The sequence below is a fragment of the Flavobacterium sp. genome (assembly GCF_046153165.1).
Lineage (GTDB): Bacteria > Bacteroidota > Bacteroidia > Flavobacteriales > Flavobacteriaceae > Flavobacterium.
On the sequence record NZ_JBJXEN010000059.1, the window covers coordinates 1 to 17,378 of the forward strand.

Annotated in this window: 12 protein-coding genes; 11 read left to right on the forward strand and 1 reads right to left on the reverse strand. The window is 31.8% G+C overall.

Annotated elements, in window-relative coordinates; all coding sequences use genetic code 11:
* Positions 1-57 precede the first annotated feature (57 nt).
* Together gldN and ACKVOV_RS06925 are read left to right on the forward strand one after the other, a co-directional pair.
* Positions 58-1,062 carry a gliding motility protein GldN gene (gene gldN / locus ACKVOV_RS06920; protein ID WP_409206030.1) on the forward strand — a complete coding sequence of 335 codons (1,005 nt, stop codon included), beginning with the start codon at positions 58-60 and terminating at the stop codon, positions 1,060-1,062.
* Positions 1,063-1,130: 68 nt separating this feature from the next.
* Positions 1,131-2,177: an NAD(P)/FAD-dependent oxidoreductase gene (locus ACKVOV_RS06925; RefSeq protein ID WP_409206031.1), complete on the forward strand. Its 1,047-nt coding sequence runs from the start codon at positions 1,131-1,133 to the stop codon at positions 2,175-2,177.
* 398 nt (positions 2,178-2,575) lie between these two features.
* Here the strand turns inward: ACKVOV_RS06925 and ACKVOV_RS06930 are convergent, their stop codons facing one another.
* Positions 2,576-3,277, reverse strand: a complete 702-nt coding sequence (locus tag ACKVOV_RS06930) for a hypothetical protein (protein ID WP_409206032.1) — start codon at positions 3,275-3,277, stop codon at positions 2,576-2,578.
* A 271-nt stretch (positions 3,278-3,548) separates the two neighbouring features.
* Here ACKVOV_RS06930 and ACKVOV_RS06935 point away from each other — a divergent pair, with 271 nt between their 5' ends.
* The 9 genes from ACKVOV_RS06935 to ACKVOV_RS06975 all read left to right on the forward strand — a co-directional run.
* Positions 3,549-3,998: a T9SS type A sorting domain-containing protein gene (locus tag ACKVOV_RS06935; RefSeq protein ID WP_409206033.1), complete on the forward strand. Its 450-nt coding sequence runs from the start codon at positions 3,549-3,551 to the stop codon at positions 3,996-3,998.
* 9 nt (positions 3,999-4,007) lie between these two features.
* Entirely contained in the window at positions 4,008-11,042 is a 7,035-nt protein-coding gene (locus tag ACKVOV_RS06940) for an RHS repeat-associated core domain-containing protein (RefSeq protein WP_409206034.1), read from the forward strand.
* 4 nt (positions 11,043-11,046) lie between these two features.
* Entirely contained in the window at positions 11,047-11,376 is a 330-nt protein-coding gene (locus ACKVOV_RS06945) for a DUF1493 family protein (RefSeq protein WP_409206035.1), read from the forward strand.
* Between the two features lie 57 nt (positions 11,377-11,433).
* Complete coding sequence (locus ACKVOV_RS06950) at positions 11,434-11,856, forward strand: hypothetical protein (RefSeq protein ID WP_409206036.1); 423 nt, start codon at positions 11,434-11,436, stop codon at positions 11,854-11,856.
* A 71-nt stretch (positions 11,857-11,927) separates the two neighbouring features.
* Positions 11,928-12,464, forward strand: coding sequence for a hypothetical protein (locus ACKVOV_RS06955; protein WP_409206037.1), 537 nt, complete (start codon positions 11,928-11,930; stop codon positions 12,462-12,464).
* The gene (locus ACKVOV_RS06960) at positions 12,445-12,837 is read left to right on the forward strand and encodes a hypothetical protein (protein ID WP_409206038.1); all 393 of its coding nucleotides are present in this window, start codon (positions 12,445-12,447) and stop codon (positions 12,835-12,837) included. Before ACKVOV_RS06955 ends, ACKVOV_RS06960 begins: the two co-directional genes overlap by 20 nt.
* Before the next feature lie 174 nt (positions 12,838-13,011).
* Positions 13,012-13,644 carry a hypothetical protein gene (locus ACKVOV_RS06965; protein ID WP_409206039.1) on the forward strand — a complete coding sequence of 211 codons (633 nt, stop codon included), beginning with the start codon at positions 13,012-13,014 and terminating at the stop codon, positions 13,642-13,644.
* Positions 13,645-13,722: 78 nt separating this feature from the next.
* Entirely contained in the window at positions 13,723-14,169 is a 447-nt protein-coding gene (locus ACKVOV_RS06970; protein ID WP_409206040.1) for a hypothetical protein, read from the forward strand.
* A gap of 75 nt (positions 14,170-14,244) precedes the next feature.
* Positions 14,245-17,378 (forward strand): PKD domain-containing protein (locus ACKVOV_RS06975; protein WP_409206041.1); only part of this gene is annotated, 3,134 nt, incomplete at its 3' end.

The following is a 17,378-nucleotide window of genomic DNA, read 5'->3' on the forward strand; positions in this document are numbered from 1 at the left end:
TACAATAATAGTTTAAGAATTTCGTTTTAGTTCTATAAACTTTACAATTATAAAATTATGAATTGGAGAAATTTATTATTAGTTATTATTTTTATTGCAGGAAGTTCAACTTCTTTTGCACAGTCTAACTTGTTAAATGCTAAAAATCCTAAAGAAATAGGATTAAAATCAGCAGCACAACAATTAAAAGATAATGACAAGCCTTTAGAATATGGTTATGTAGATGACCGTGACATATTAATGTCTAAAAAAACATGGGAAATTATTGACCTTGATGAAAGAGTTAATTTTCCTTTGTATTATCCTATTGATACTGCAACTGTTGGTAATGAGCGTCGTTCATTATATGATGTGTTGGTAAAAGGTATTAAAACTGGTAAAATAACAGAAGTATATTCTGATAGTTATTTTAGAGAAAAGAAAACATTAAAAGATATTAATGCTTCTTTAACTAAAACAGATACTACAGATGCTGGTAGAGAGCAAATGAATGAAGATCCAGATGCTTTTAGAACTAGAGTTACTGAAGTGCCTATATACGAAACTGTAAAAGTTGGTAAAAAAACTAAGAAAAAGCAAGTTGGAACAGAAAAGAAAACTATTCCTGCTTCTAGAACTATTTCTGAAGAGTTTATCAATAAAACAGATTTAGCATCAATAGATGTTTCTGATTATAGAATAGTTGGATTATGGTATTTTGATAAACGTCAATCTGATTTACGTTACAGAATCTTAGGAATCTGTCCTGTAATTCCAGATGTTTATACAATGGATAAACCAGAAAAGGAATACATCGATTTGTTTTGGATTTTTTATCCAGGAGCAAGAGAATTATTGCATGAATGGAAAGCATTCAACGATAAAAACTCTTCGATGCCTATCACTTTTGATGATTTGATAAACTCACGTCGTTTCAATGCGCTTACTTACAAAGAAGAAAACGTATATAATGATAGAGAGATTGTAGATTATATGAAAGACAACTCATTAATGCAATTGTTAGAGTCTGAAAGAGTAAAAGATAAAGTTCGTAATTTCGAGCAAGATATGTGGAATTACTAATATAAATTTCTCCAATTTAATATAAAAACTCTTACCATTTTTTGGTAAGAGTTTTTTACTTTTACAATATGATTGATTATATAATTGTTGGTTCTGGTATTGCGGGGATTAGTTTTGCTGAAATTGCATTACAAAATCATAAATCTATTTTGGTATTTGATAATAACTCTCAAAATTCTTCTAGAATTGCTGGCGGACTTTATAATCCAGTAATTCTTAAACGGTTTAGTGAAGTATGGAATGCAACTGAACAAATTAAATTTTTAAATATTTTTTATCCTCAAATTGAGAATCGTTTAAATGTTAAGATAGATTTTAAATTACCTGTTCTGCGAAAATTTTTTTCGGTTGAAGAGCAAAATAACTGGTTCATCGCTTCAGACAAACCTAATTTATCAAATTTTCTATCTACAAATATTTCACATAATTTATATTCTGGAATAGATTCTCCTTTTGGTTTTGGAGAAGTTTTGCATACTGGCTATGTAGATACAGCATTGTTATTTGATTCTTTTCAAAAGTATTTACAAGAGCATAATCTGTTTTCTTCGGAATGTTTTGATTATTCAAAGCTAAATATCGAATCAAACTATGTTTCGTATGGAAGCATAAAAGCAAAGAATATTATTTTTGCGGAAGGTTTTGGCTTGCATGCAAATCCTTATTTTAATCATCTTCCTTTAGACGGAACAAAAGGAGAGCTTCTTATTATAAAAGCACCAAAGCTTAACTTAGATTGTATTTTAAACTCTAGTGTTTTTATTTTGCCTATAGGAAATAATTTATTTAAAGTTGGTGCAACCTATAATTGGAAAGATAAAACAGATGCTATAACTACAGAAGGAAAACAAGAGTTATTAGAGAGAATACAAGAGCTTTTGGATTGTGATTTCGAAATTATTCAACATTTTGCTGGAGTTCGTCCTACAGTTAGAGATCGACGCCCTTTAGTTGGGAGTCATCAAGAATACAAAAACCTTCATATTCTTAACGGATTAGGAACTCGAGGTGTTATGCTTGGTCCGTCATTAGCGAAATCTTTGTTCGATAATATTGAAAATAATACCCCACTTGATACTGAAATGGATATTAAACGCTTTATTAAAAAGCGTTAAGAGAGATTTCTTTGTATTCTTATTAATTGTAATGCGAGCTATTAAACTAAATTTAATTACAACAGAATTAATTATGATGTCTATTATTGAGTTGATGTGAGTAGTAATACTGATAATGTAGCAAATAACAATTATAATGTCTTTTATAAAAGAAATCATATTGTTAATTCAATCGTACTAGCATGCTAATTATATTGACAATATTGCTAACACAAACAATAAATTTGTTAATTATATTAATAAGCTAAACGTTAACATGGATAATCTGTGCTTAAACAATAATTAATTTGTAGTTAAATTATTTATAAGATTATATGATTTCTGATAGATTCTCATTCCTGCTCCTCTAATGAGAAGAGGAGCGTGTGAGTTGGAGTGAATTTGTGGAAGTTAAGGAATTAGATTTTGAGTCCTTTGACTAGATTATATTCGCTAGATTGATTTCCGTATTGAGATTTGATACTGTCTTTTATTCGAATTGCAGTTTGTGATAGTTGATTATAACTAGAAATTCGAGTATCATTATTTTGTTTTAGTTGCGAGTAAGAATCCATTACTTGATTGTTTGCCGCTGTTGCATTTATATGTATTGCCTCAAGGTTTGTTACTATAAGCTGATTGTTTGATGGATTATAGTTTACCCCAAAGTTTATTAGATTAGTAATTAAGTCGGCAAAGAATTGTGTTTTAGAGCTGTAAGACTGATAAGATTGGCTTACAGATGCCTGATCTGAGGTTGTTGTAGGTTTTGTATTTGCACCTCTTATTTTTGCAATAATACTCGCCACATTTGTGGCTTCTTTAGCCTCTTTGCCATAACTTGCTTTTACGGTAGCGTTTATTGGTGAAAGGATTTTTCGTATGGCGTAATCACTTTTTTCAAATAGTTGCTTTCTGCTTTCGACAGATAATGAATAGATTTGTTTTTTTGTTGCGACTGTATTGTTTTGGGTTTTAATTTGAGCAATAAAATTGTTGAATTCATTAAAGCTAAATTCTGGTTTTTGAGGTTGGTAGTTTACAAAGGTTTGTAAAGCGGTTGCTAATTTTCCTGCATTGCCAATACGTGCACCATAACTGTTTTCTGAAGTTGATTTCATAGTAAATAATTTAAATTTTTAACTGATTAAGTTTTTATTTAATCAAATAGTTTGCCTTTATGATAAATTAAAATTTAAAATTTTGTTAAAAATTTACTTACAATTTTATCGAGTCGTTAACAGATTGATTTTTGACCTTAAATGATTAAAATAATTTTGATATACTCCTAACTAATTTTAGTTAGAAGAATACCTAACTAAAAATAGTGATTGCTTGGTATTGCTTTTTAATTGTAGTTTTGCGAAAAATTAAAAACGAACCTATTAAATAATGAAAAAAATTCTTATTTTATTGATACTTTTAACCTATTCTTTTTGTAATGCGCAAAAAATTAGCTTTGATTATGATGCTGCGGGTAATCAAATTCAAAGAAATTGGTGTATTACAGGATGTCATTCTAAAACATCAAATGAAATACCCAAAGAGATTGCTGATTTGAAGCCAGAAGATTTACAAAAATTTTTTCCTGAAGATGAGATTTCCTATTATCCTAATCCTATAAAAGAACAGTTATACATTAAATGGGAACTCATAAATGACAATAAAGTTACTTCTTTAGAAATGTATTCATTAAATGGGCAATTAGTAAAATCATATACAAAGCTAGAAAATACAAACAATCAGACCGTAACTTTTGGAACTTATCCTAGTGGTATATATACTTTATTGCTGTTATATACAAATGGAGAACAAAAATCGATTAAAATTATAAAGGAATAAATATAGACCATGAAATCACGTTTATTAGCCCTAACTCTATTTTTAGCAAATACTTTATTTTCTCAAAATTTTCACGACACACAAGGTAAATTAGAAATTTCCAGCTCTGGACATGCTACTTATACTTTACCCATTGCCATGCCGCCAAGTATACAAAGTGTAGGCCCAATAATTAATCTGATTTATGCGAGTGGACAACCTGGAGGTATTGCTGGACAAGGCTGGAGTATTAATTCTATTTCCAATATTAGTAGAATGGCATCTAGAAAAGATATAGATGGCTTTATTGATGGTGTTGATTATGATGCTGATGATAAACTTGCTTTTGATGGTCAACGATTGCTATTAAAGTCAGGTACTTATTGGGCTGATGGTTCTGTATATGAAACTGAAATACAAAGTAATACAAAAATTGAATTAAAAAGTAGTGGAGCTACTATGTATTTTATTGTTACTGCCCCAGATGGTTCACGTTCTTGGTATGGTAACTATGGAGGCATGAATGCTAGTGATTTGAATGCTTTTTATATAGTACGATTTGAAGATGCAAATGCAAATTTTATAACCTATAATTATACAAAACCGTATAACAAAAGTTTGTGTATAAGTGATATAAATTTTAGTGCAAATACAATAAGCAATGCAACACCATTAAATAAAATATTATTTACCTATGAACTTGCTGCACGAACTGAGAATGCCTATATAAAGGGTGTTAAGGTTGAAAAAGTAGAAATATTAAAAAAAATAGAAGTATTTACCAATAATTTACTTTTTAAAAAATATGAACTCACACATGCCGTTGATTTACTGTTAGGTTATCAACATGTAATAAAACTTCAAGAATCTAATGGATTAGGAGAACTTGCCAATCCAGTTATTTTTGATTATGATGCTACCCAAACGGATTCTGGGACAGAAACTACAAAGACTTTTACCAATAATATTGACTTTAGTAAGATTCGTTTTACAGGAGATTTTGATGGGGATGGGAGGTTAGACTTTGTGACTACTAACCAATTGTTTATAAAAAATTTTGAAGGTAGTAGTGGACCCAATGCCATAAGTATACCTTCAAGTAATGATATAAGTAAACTATTTTCCGCAACAACACTTACTAATAATAAATTAAATCAATTTCAATCTATTGTAAAGGTAGATGAACAAATAGACAAAATTAATTTTAAGATTTACAATTATAATCCTAGCAATAACTTAATGGAGAATACCTATACAAAGTCTATTCTTATGGATAATATTGGGTATTGTGAATCTGAATGTCAGATTGCGTGTCCAAGTCCTACTTATGCTAAAACTTCTAATCGATATATTGAAGGTGATTTTAATGGAGATGGTATTTCTGAAGTGTTAATTTTTGAAAATGATGAAAACACTCTATACCAAGATCTAAGTGGAGGTGGTATGAAATTTCCAATAAATTGTATACCTGTGAAAACAGCTCAACCAAATTTTAATGTTAGATTGGTTGATTTAAATCCAAATAGTTCAATAACATATGGACAGACAGGAAATTTACCATTACCTAATACAGCTCCTTTTTTTATATTAGATCCAGGGATAGGTTATTATTTACCTGGTGATAAAAACATACAAGTTGCTGATTTTAACGGTGATGGTAAAATGGATATTTTTATCAGTTATTTAAATGAATATAAAATTTTTAGTTTAAAAGAAAGTAAAAATTCTCCTTATATAGAGCTTGAAATAATAGGGCAAGGTCCATTAGATACATTATCTCATACGCTTAAATTATATGGTGATTATAATGGAGACGGTAAAACTGATATTATGGTGCCACAAGGTGATGGTTCTGGAAATGGACAATCACTTTGGGAAATATATTATAGTAATCCTAACCCATTAGGCGGTGTATTTTTTACCAAAGAAGTGCAGGATATTGTGGATTATAGGCCTGATAACACGGGTGATTTTGATCAAAGTGTAGAATACAATGCTTATTATGCAATAGACACTAATCATGATGGAAAAACTGATTTAGTAAAAGTATGGTTGAACTATTATCATCCAAAATGTACTATTAACGATCATGATACACAATGGAAAGTGACTACTTATGCTAACAATATTGGTAAATCAACAGGTAGTGGGTTTACATTTGATTTTGTTTCTGCTCAATGGGAGCACTGTTCTGCTGGATGTCCACTTCAACCAAATCCTTGTTTTTATAACCATTGGAATGATTCTCCCGAACTTGTAACACCTATTGTTTCCAATTATAAATATGATGGACTTAACAGGGAAATATTATTATTGAGAAATCACACAAATGAAATCACTTATATAAATTTTACTAAGGACGTCTCTAGAGATAATACTTTACTCAAAGTAACCCAATCAGGTGGAGCTATTGTAGATGAAATCGAATATAAATCTATGGAGTCTTCAACAGGTGATTTAGGTCTTCCATCAGAATTTTATTCTTCAGAAAATGCTCTTGATTATCCATTTGTAGAAATAAAAAAAATAGCTACTAATAAATTGGTTTCTAGAATTAAAAATACCGTTATGGGCGTTACAAGAATGCAAGATTTTAGATATCTTGGTTATGTTTCTCATCTAGATGGACTGGGTATTTTAGGATTCAAAAAAGTAGCTAGAAGTAGTTGGTATAGAAATGAGTCTGACAAAAAAGTATGGAGTATTTCAGAAAATGATCCTTTGCAAAGAGGGGCAATGGTTAGATCTTTTTCGCAATTATTAAATATGCCTTTTGTTTTCTCTACCTCTTATACTACCGGATTGATGAGTAAGACGGAGAATACTTTTACGCAGACTACTGACTCAATTAGTAAACGTTATATCATACTATTAAACAAACAAACTACTACCGATTATTTGACTAATGTAGTATCCGAAAAAATCTATAATACCTATACGCCAGATTATTTCTTACCATCAAAAGTGACAAATAATAATTATTTAGGTTCTTCCTTACAAGGAACCTCTATTTCAGAAACCTTATTTGCTAATGATGTATTAGGGGTAGGGAGTAATTATTATATTGGAAGGCCATATGACATGACAAATACCGTTATAGCTTATGGAGATACTCAAGTTAGTAATGAAAAGTATTTTTATACAGGAAGTAATTTAATCCGTACAGAGAAAAAGGCAAATAGTTCTCCAGAAACTATTGTGGAAGCTATTGACTATTTTCCTAACGGAAACATTCAGAGAAAGACTACAAGTGCTACTGGCACTACAGCTACAAATGCAGTGTCAGATAGAAGTACAGAATTTACATATGATATTACAAATCGTTTTGTAAAAACCGTTAAAGATGTTGAAGGACTAATTACTACTAATAATACGTTTGATCCATTGTATGGTGTAGTTTTAAGTCAAACAAATCCTTTTGGAAAAAGCACTACAAGTATTTACGATAGTTGGGGAAAACGAACTAAAGTTACTGATTTTCTAGGAAAAAGCATAACCTATACTTATGCTAAAGCCAGTAATATATATACAACAACAGAAACAGGTGACGATGGTAGCGGTAGCATTATAGATAGTGATGCACTTGCAAGAGTTATAAGAAAAGCGAGTAAAGACATAAATGGAAACTGGAATTATAGTAATACTGAGTATGATTATTTAGGAAGAAAATACAGAGTAAGCGAACCTTATGCAGCTGCTGGATCTCCCTCATTATGGACAACTTCAGAATTTGATGATTATGATAGAGTTGTAAAAGTTACAGCTCCTACTGGCAGAATAACTACTATGTCTTATATTGGACTTACAGCCACTAGTTTTGATGAAGTTATGACAAAGACCACAACAAAAAACGCCAATGGTCATCTAATTTCTTCAACAGACTCTCCTGGAGGTACTATTTTATACACCTATAATGCTACAGGAAACTTAAAAGAATCAAATTATGACGGTATAAGTTTAACAATGCAGTATGATTTGTGGGGCAGAAAATTATCACTTTCTGATCCATCAGCTGGAGTATATAACTATACTTATAATGCTTATGGGGAAACGCTAACTGAAGCTACTCCTAAAGGACTTACAAGTTATACTTTAAATCCAGTAGGTAAAGTATTAACAAAATCGGTAGTAGGTTTAACTGCGGCCGATAATACTAATATTGTAAGTACCTACACTTATGATCCTGTTTATAAATGGGTAACTAATATTGCAGTAACTAACTTATATGATGGAAATAGTAATTATGCTTATACTTATGATGTCACAGGGAACAATCCAACAATGCAATTAAAAAAGACAGTCGAGACATTACCGCTGGTTACTTTTACAAAAGAGGTACTTACTTTTGATAGTTTTGGTAGAGTAGAAACTGAAATTTCTACAGCTACTGCCCATAGTAAAACTAGTACAAAAACCATCTTTAACACTTATAAAAATGGCGCACATTGGCAAATAAAAGATACTAATATATCTGGTGCTGTTTTGTGGCAGGCAAATGCTGTAAATGCTCGAGGACAACTTACTACTGCTACATTAGGTAATGGTATAGGAATAACCAATACGTATGATATTTATGGTTTCCCTACGCAATTGAAACATGATAAATCAGGAACAACGCCTGTAAATATTATGACTTTAAATACTGTTTTTGAACCTAAAAGAGGTAATTTGACAAGTCGTTATAATAGTATGTTTGATGTAAACGAAAGTTTCGTTTATGACACTTTAGATAGATTAACTACTTGGGATGGAATTGCAACCAATCTTATGACATTGCCTTTTAATACCACTACAGATGGTTTTACATTTACAGGAACAAGTACCACAGGATCTGTAACTAATGTTACTGGAACTATGAAAGTTGTATTGAAGAATACTTTTGTTGCGGCTCAGAAACCATTAACAACTATTAATGTTGTAACAGGAAATAAGCTGAGGGTTAAAGCAACTATAACAGGAAAAACAGGTACTTCGGGTGTAATTGTAGGCGCAGTAATGGTTGAAACCGATCCTCTTGATGCGTTAAATTATGTTGAAATTCCATTCGGAACAGTAAATAATGGTGTGTTTGATGCTAATTATACTGCAAGTGATTTTGTAACTAATCCTAAGTTGACTTTAAAATTTATTGTTGATGAGAGTAGTCCAGATGGTTCAAATGGTGGTGGAACGATTGCTCCCAATACCACTTTCTTCGTCGACAATCTAACTATAGACAACATTACTGTAGGTACACAAAGTTATGATGACCGCGGTAGAATAACCCAAAATGATTTAGGAACATATAATTATTTGAATGTTACTACAAAACCTTACCGACAAACATCTATAACGCCTCTAACAACGAGTGCTAATAGTTATTATGCAACTAGAGGAAACTTAAATGTTACCTATAATGCATTTAAGAGTCCTATACAAATTGAAGAGATAGGAATAGACAAATTAAGTTTCGAGTACAATGCTATGCAACAAAGGAGCGCAATGTATTATGGCAGTACAAATACTGATAAAATATTAAGACCCTACCGTAAGTACTATAGTGCCGATGGTAGTATGGAAATAAAATATACATTAGCTGGAAGCATTGTAGAATTTGTTACTTATATAGGAGGTGATGCTTATAGTGCTCCACTACTTGTGAAAAAGATAGATAATGCAGCTTATAATAATTATTATTTGCATCGAGATTATTTGGGTAGTATTGTTGCTATAACAAACGATACAGGAGCTATTGTAGAGAAACGTCATTTTGATGCATGGGGAAATATTATAAAAGTGCAAGATGGTTCGGGCAATAATCTAACTAAACTTACGTTTTCTGATAGAGGTTATACTGGTCACGAACATTTGCAAAGTGTTGGGCTTATACATATGAACGGTCGTTTGTACGATCCTAAATTGCATCGTTTTTTACAACCAGACAATTATGTACAAGATCCATATAATACACAAAATTATAATCGTTATGGTTATGTTCTTAACAATCCCTTAAAGCGTACTGATCCGAGTGGGGAGGAATATGGCGTAGGTGTTGCAATAATAATAGCCGTTGCAGTAGCAGTGGCAACTTATACAATAAGTGCTTTGTATGACGGAACACCATTTAATGTACAGGGAATAGTAAAAACCTCTTGTATAGCTGCCTATACTGCTGCCATGACTTTTGGGATAGGAGAAATGACCTCTACGGTATCTAATTTCTTTGTTAGAGCGAGTTGTCAAGCCGTTTTGCATGGCGGTTTTAATGGAGGAATGAGCGCAATACAAGGCGGTAAGTTTTGGTCAGGATTTGCAGCAGGTAGTGTAAGTAGTTTGGCTAGTAGTGCTTTTACAGGAGGAGCAAATCTTGATGCAAATGGTAATGAAATTGCAAATACAGGTTTTGGTGGAGCGGGAGATTTTTCAGAAAGTACAGCAGGCTTGCTCGCTTCTGGAACTATAAGCGGAGGAGCTGGATCACTAATAGGTGGTGGTAATTTTTGGCAAGGTGCGGTAACTGGGTTAGTGGTTAGTGGATTGAATCATGCGATGCATCAGATGGATGAACCGGATAACGGTTATGATAAGAATGGGAAGCAAATAAATAATAATGGTGGAGATACTACCGATTATATGTATGATGACAAAGGGAATATCATATCGTCAACTTCTGTTCAATTCAAAGGAGCTATTCCTAGTAGTGGAGACTTAAGAGGTTACGGCTTCAAAGGCTTTAGAATGGCTAGTGGAGCTATAACCGATGACTCCCTTAATTTTACATCTAATTTATTTGCGGTAGGGGAAATTTATGCAGGAGCTAAATTAACAATAATGGGACTTACGACTGTTTCTAAATCTAGTTTAGGTATTAGAGTTGCTTTAGGAGGTTCTGAAACAACATTAAAGTCTTCAGTGTATTTCCAAAGAACATTAGGTATTAATTATAAGATGCCATGGCGGTTACCAACAGTAATGGGCGTTCCTACAAATAATTTAGGGATTTTTCTAGGAAGAAATTCTTCTGTTATTGGTGCTGGACTGATGATTCACGGAAGTAATACACTTTATAATGGATTTAAACCTTAAAGATATGACACAATTAGAAACGGAAATAGCAAACTTTTTCAAATCATCTACAGGTCTAAGAGACATAGATTTAAACACAAATATAGGGGATGAAAAATATAAAATATTTGATTTAGATGCTGAAAATTTAATGGAAACGTTCTTTAAAAAGTATAATATTGATTATTCAAATTTCATCGTTAGTAAGTATTTTATATATCCAAATTATTCTTGGAGAAGTTTAGTTTTCATCCGATTATTTTTTGACAAAGTAGAATATCCTTTAAAGCCAGCACTCACAATAAAACATTTAATTGAAGTCGCTAAGAGAAAAGAATGGTTTGATCCATCATAAAGACAAGAAAGCCGAGCATTTGCTCGGCTTTGTAAAATAATTTAAAAAAATAGAATTATGAAAAAAGCAGTATTTATTTTGATAATGACATTTATTACAAGTTTAAGTTTTGGTCAAGAAACACAAAGAATAGAATCTAAAACATTTGATCCAAAATTAGTAGGTTGTTGGAAAGGTTCGGAAATTGATCAACAACAAAAAGGATTAAGTAAGTATTGGGTATCGTGTAGATTTGAGAATGGAACAAGTACATTATTGTTCGTTGCAATAGATAAAAATGGAAAAGTAACCCAAGAAACCGAAAATGGGAAATGGTGGGTTGAAGATGGGAAATATTATGAGTTACACAACTATGATGGTGTCACAGATATTTATAACTATGAAGTTATAGATAATAGTATAAAGTTTAGTGCCGTTGAAGTCATGGGTGATAAAAATTCCAAATATACTTTCTTTGATTATAAAATAGAAGAAGATTAGATTAGTACTGTTTATTGATTAAGTATGGAGTAGGCTTGATAGTTAGTGGGCTGAATCACACGATGCATCAGATGAGTAAACCCAAAACAACAGTTGCTGGTATTTACGGGGCTGGAGGCGAAGGTGCTAGCGGTAATCCAAAATTAAAAGAACTTGTTGAAAGAAAAGGGGGCAGAATGTTTACCAGTACAGTTGGTGGTGGAGATGATGAAATTATAGCTTATTTGAAAGCAGGATTTGAGAAAGGCAATCAATTAGAAATTTATGGTCATAGCCGTGGTGGTGCAGCAGCTGTTAGGATTGCTAATACACTTGGGGCAATGCACATCAATATTGCTCAAATTACACTTTATGACCCAGTTGCTTTATTTGGAGGTGGAAGCTTTAATTTTGATTATCCTAATGTAATGAAAGTAACCAATTATTACCAAAGAAATCCAACAGATCATTTAATGTCTGGTTACGAAGGAAATATGGCAAATAACCCTTTTCAGGGTAGTCCTGTAAGTGGAAGTTTTCAATGGCCAGAAATTAGAAACGTCAATTATACTGGTAATTTATCAATTAATCACATAAATATAACTCAATATGCAATCAATCATCCTTAAAACAAAAATATTGGGATATATTTCTATAATGTTTTTTTTAATATTAAGTTGTAATAAAAAAAGTGATTTAGAAAACCAAATTACTATAAAAATAAATTCAATCGATAAAGAAACCAAAAAAAATAGACTTAATATGTTTGACACGGTAGTAGTCAGAAAAGAAGGTATTGGCTACTTAATGAAGACTTTTAATAAAGTTGGGGAGTATGTAACTGATTCTACAGGTTCGGTCAAAATTAAAATTGATTCCACTAAAACATATGATATTTCTGTGTTAGGGTTAAATGTATTAGGTGGAGAAATGTGTTATCCAAGACATTTAAAAAACGGTCAAGAGGTAAATATAGAAGTTTTTTCTATTGAAAACAGGTAAAAATCTTGATGAATTTAAAAAAGAGCTAACTAATAATCATAAACCCCTATGTTTCAGATATAACCAAATATTCTCGTGTAGGGATAGCTCGGATTTGCAATCCGCGTATAAATGATGAATAATAAAAAAAACTAAAAATTGGAGATAATTTTTAATCTATAAAAAGCATAACAAATGAAAAATAGAATTCTAAGAACATTGCTTATAGTAAGTACAATTGTTGCAATTGCCAATATGATGCAAAGTTGTGCTGTAGCAGCAGATGCGATGCCAAGTGAGTCGTTACGATTTAGAAAAGAGACAGCGGTAAATGGCATTATAATAGGGTCTATAACGTTTCCAAAAGAAAAGGCAAAACATAATGGTTATTTTATTAGAGTGATATCAAAGGATACAGCAAAAAAAATAGTTAAAAAAAACTCGATAGAGCTTCAAGTAAGTCCAGAGCAGATATTTAAAATGAAGCACAAAGGACAACTAGATAACGGACTTACTTACCTTTTTGCTATAGAAAGACCTGAGGGTAATTACGAAATTTCAAGCATTAGGCTATTTGATAATTATGGTTATGTGTCTACAAATGCTGTATTGAGTGGTTTTTCGATTCCAATTGAGGTAAAAAAAGGAGAGATTACTTATGTGGGCACTATTCTTTTTGATGAGCATCTGGATAAAACTAGTCAGGAAAAAAGAATCAAATTGACAAGTAATTTTGAAAAAGACATTAAAGCTTTTCAGAAAGTGCAACCTATGACTGATTGGAGGATGGTTGTTGATAAAAAAGAATATTTGATTAATTATAATTGAATTCAAAAACAATAATATAGGGATATTACTTCTGTTGTATAGAAGTGAAAAAAGTAAATTAATTTTAAAGTACAAAAAATGAAAAAACTATTAATCTTATTATCAGTTGTTTCAATAATATTATCTTGTAGCAAAAAAGAAGATGACAACATACCAGCACAAATACCAGTTAATTATAAAACGGTTTCTGGGAAATGGTATTTTAGTCAAGTTATTATGCCAGATGGCAGTATTGTAGCTCACACGGGAATTTGTCCTGCGCAAAGAGATTATGTTACTATTACAGAATACCCTAAGATAAATAGCGCTATATATTACTCGGACTGTTTGAGTTATGATACTAGTGGTTGTATAGATTTTTATTTAAACTCGAATACAAAAATAATTAGTAGTTGTAATACTCTTTTTAACGGTACAATTACAGAGCTAACGGATAGTAAAATGCGTATTGATTATGGTTCTACTAAGCATGTATATGTGTCAACAATTGGCAATGCAAATGGAGTTATATTTTCACGATTATAATTTTTTTTCAAAGAAATTTATAATAAAATGATGCAAACTAATTAATAATTACATTTGTATCATACAAAATAATTTATGAAATTAAAATTAGTACTTCTGTTTTCGTTATTATTTAATTTTGCTTTTTCTCAAGGAGAAGCAAATATTTGGTATTTTGGCAATCATGCAGGACTAGATTTTAATAGTGGTAGTCCAGTTGCCTTAACTAATGGACAACTAAATACTGAAGAGGGTTGTGCAGTATTATCAAATTCTGCGGGACAATTATTATTTTATACCGATGGAACTACAGTTTACAATAGAAATCATGTGGTAATGCTTAATGGAACAGGTTTGATGGGAAATAGCACAACTGATCAATCTGCAACCATAGTTCCTAAACCAGGGTCTGCCACATTGTTTTATGTTTTTACAGTAGATTATGAGGGGCACCCTAACGGATTAAGATATTCTATTATTGACCTAACTTTAGATGGGGGTTTAGGTGCGATCACTTCGGATAAAAACATTCTTATTTACACGCCAACATTAGAAGGATTAGGAGTTACAAAACACGCCAACGGTACCGATTTTTTGATTGTAATACATGGTTTTAACAGTAATGAATTTAGAACATATTCCCTCACTGCCTCAGGATTAAATCCAACACCAGTAATTTCTAATGTGGGTCAAGTTGTTTCAGGTACAGGATTTGATGCTGCTGCAAATATTAAAATAGCACCAAGCGGTTCTAAACTAGTTTTAACAAGTGTTACAGATTTTGTAGAACTCTTCAATTTTAATAATAATACAGGGATTGTTTCAAATGCGCAAACTTTATTGACAGAACCTGGGGAATTATATGGAGCACAATTTTCGCCAAATGAATCGGTTTTGTATATTACAAATGCTTTTTTTAAAGTTTACCAATTTAATTTATTAGCGTCCAATATACCCACCTCTAAATTGGAGTTATACAATGGAACGTTGATTCCTGGTCAATTGCAATTAGGCCCTGATGGAAAAATATACTTGGCAATAATGAATCAAACTAAATTAAGCGTGATTAACAACCCTGATATTGTTGGATTGGGCTGTAACTTGCAAATAAATTCAATAGATTTAGGAGGTAAGATTAGTGTGTTAGGTCTTCCAGCATTCAATCAATCAATCTTTTTTAACCCATCAATAGTATTAGAAAATGCTTGCGTAGGACAAAGTACACAATTTACATTAAACACGAACCAAACAGTAATAAGTGCTACTTGGGATTTTGGTGATGCTACACCTACAAGTAATAGTATTATTGCTAATCATACTTATAGCACAGCAGGAACTTATACAGTTACAGTCACAGCGACAAGTCCCAGCGGAGGCAGCACTAAAACAAGAAATATTGTTATTTCAGATGTGCCAACCGCTACCCAACCACAAAATATATTGATTTGCGATAACGACAACAACGGCTTGTATAATTTCGATCTAACTACTCAAAATTTAAGCATATTGAACGGTCAAAATGCTAGTTTCTATACAATTAGATATTTTGCTAATGCAACTAATTATACAAACAATATAGCGATTGCAACACCAAGTAATTATCAAAACCCAACGGCTTACCAACAGCAAACCATTATAGCAGAAGTGTCTAACAATACAAACAATGATTGTAAAGTAACCACTACTTTTAATATTGATGTTTTTGATACACCACTCCCAAATCTTTCTGCCAACATACCAAATCTAACCTCTTGCGATAACACAACTATAGGAACAGATACAGACGGAAAAGTTATTTTTAATTTAACACAAAGAGCTACCGCAATTTTAAATGGTCAGTCAGCTAGTCAATTTACGATAACATATTTTCGTGATGCAGCACTAACAAATCAAATTCTAACTCCTGCAAACTATCAAAATACCAATCCAACAGAAACTATTTATGTAAAAGTAGCAAACAATGACAATGCAAATTGTTTTGCCACTACATCATTTAATTTACAAGTATATTCGTTGCCAATTATTACAAACATAATAGATTTAAAACAATGCGACGACGATACAGATGGTTTTAGCGTTTTTAATCTAACGGAAGCCAATGCTAAAATTTCAACCAATTTTACCAACGAAACTTTTTCTTATTTTGAAATACCTTCAGATGCTCAGAGCAATATAAATCCCATTCCAAACTTTACCACTTACACCAATCAAATAGTAAGTAATGATGTGATTTATGTTCGGGTTTCAAATGCCAATGGGTGTTTTAGAGTTGCGCAACTCCATTTGATTGTTTCGACCACCCAAGTACCTGTTACTTTTATCAGAGCTTTCACCCAATGTGATGATGCCATTTCAGGAACAAATACTGATGGTGTTTCAGCTTTTAATTTTGCAAGTGTTGATATCGAAGTTAGAAATCTCTTTCCCGTAAATCAATCATTAACCATTACTTATTATCGTAATCTAGCCGATGCTTTGGCAGAAAGTAACGCTATTACTAATATTTCAAATTATCGAAACATTGGCTATGCAAATACTCAAAATATATACACCAGAGTTGATAGCGATTTAAACAACGACTGTTTGTTGCTAAAAAGCTTTATCACACTAAATGTAGAAAGAATCCCTATTGTGAATCCAATTGTCAGAAATCATTGTGATGATGACCAAGATGGATTGTATGGTTTCGATACGACTAACTTAGAAACCACTTTATTAAATGGTTTAACAAATGTTACCGTTACTTATTTTGACCAAAATAATGACCCGTTACCAAGTCCGTTACCTAATCCTTTTGTTACGACTTCACAAACTATCAAAGCGGTTGTGACCAATACTACTGCAAAAGCTTGTTCTTATGAAACAACCATACAATTTGTAGTGGATGATTTTCCAGAAGCTTTTCCTATCCTAAATACATTAACCACCGTTTGTGATGATGAAGCGAATCCTATTAATCAAAATGGTTTATACTCTTTTGATACATCAACCTTTCAAAATACGATTTTAGGAAGTCAAACAGGAATGATAGTAAATTATATTGATGCAGCTAATAATCCATTACCAAGTCCACTCCCAAATCCGTTTGTAACTGCAACACAAGATGTAAAAGTAGAAGTTGTTAATCCGATAAATACCAGTTGTAAAGCCAATTATACTATTGCATTTGTTGTAAAACCAGTACCCAATATTAATTTATTAGGAGATGAATTGGTTTGTAACGAACAAAC

What these genes read in the sequence shown, in the direction of transcription:
- gldN (WP_409206030.1), top strand. Translation starts at nt 58, where the DNA reads ATGAATTGGAGAAATTTATTATTAGTTATTATTTTTATTGCAGGAAGT.
- ACKVOV_RS06925 (WP_409206031.1), top strand. Translation starts at nt 1,131, where the DNA reads ATGATTGATTATATAATTGTTGGTTCTGGTATTGCGGGGATTAGTTTT.
- ACKVOV_RS06930 (WP_409206032.1), bottom strand. Translation starts at nt 3,277, where the DNA reads ATGAAATCAACTTCAGAAAACAGTTATGGTGCACGTATTGGCAATGCA.
- ACKVOV_RS06935 (WP_409206033.1), top strand. Translation starts at nt 3,549, where the DNA reads ATGAAAAAAATTCTTATTTTATTGATACTTTTAACCTATTCTTTTTGT.
- ACKVOV_RS06940 (WP_409206034.1), top strand. Translation starts at nt 4,008, where the DNA reads ATGAAATCACGTTTATTAGCCCTAACTCTATTTTTAGCAAATACTTTA.
- ACKVOV_RS06945 (WP_409206035.1), top strand. Translation starts at nt 11,047, where the DNA reads ATGACACAATTAGAAACGGAAATAGCAAACTTTTTCAAATCATCTACA.
- ACKVOV_RS06950 (WP_409206036.1), top strand. Translation starts at nt 11,434, where the DNA reads ATGAAAAAAGCAGTATTTATTTTGATAATGACATTTATTACAAGTTTA.
- ACKVOV_RS06955 (WP_409206037.1), top strand. Translation starts at nt 11,928, where the DNA reads ATGAGTAAACCCAAAACAACAGTTGCTGGTATTTACGGGGCTGGAGGC.
- ACKVOV_RS06960 (WP_409206038.1), top strand. Translation starts at nt 12,445, where the DNA reads ATGCAATCAATCATCCTTAAAACAAAAATATTGGGATATATTTCTATA.
- ACKVOV_RS06965 (WP_409206039.1), top strand. Translation starts at nt 13,012, where the DNA reads ATGAAAAATAGAATTCTAAGAACATTGCTTATAGTAAGTACAATTGTT.
- ACKVOV_RS06970 (WP_409206040.1), top strand. Translation starts at nt 13,723, where the DNA reads ATGAAAAAACTATTAATCTTATTATCAGTTGTTTCAATAATATTATCT.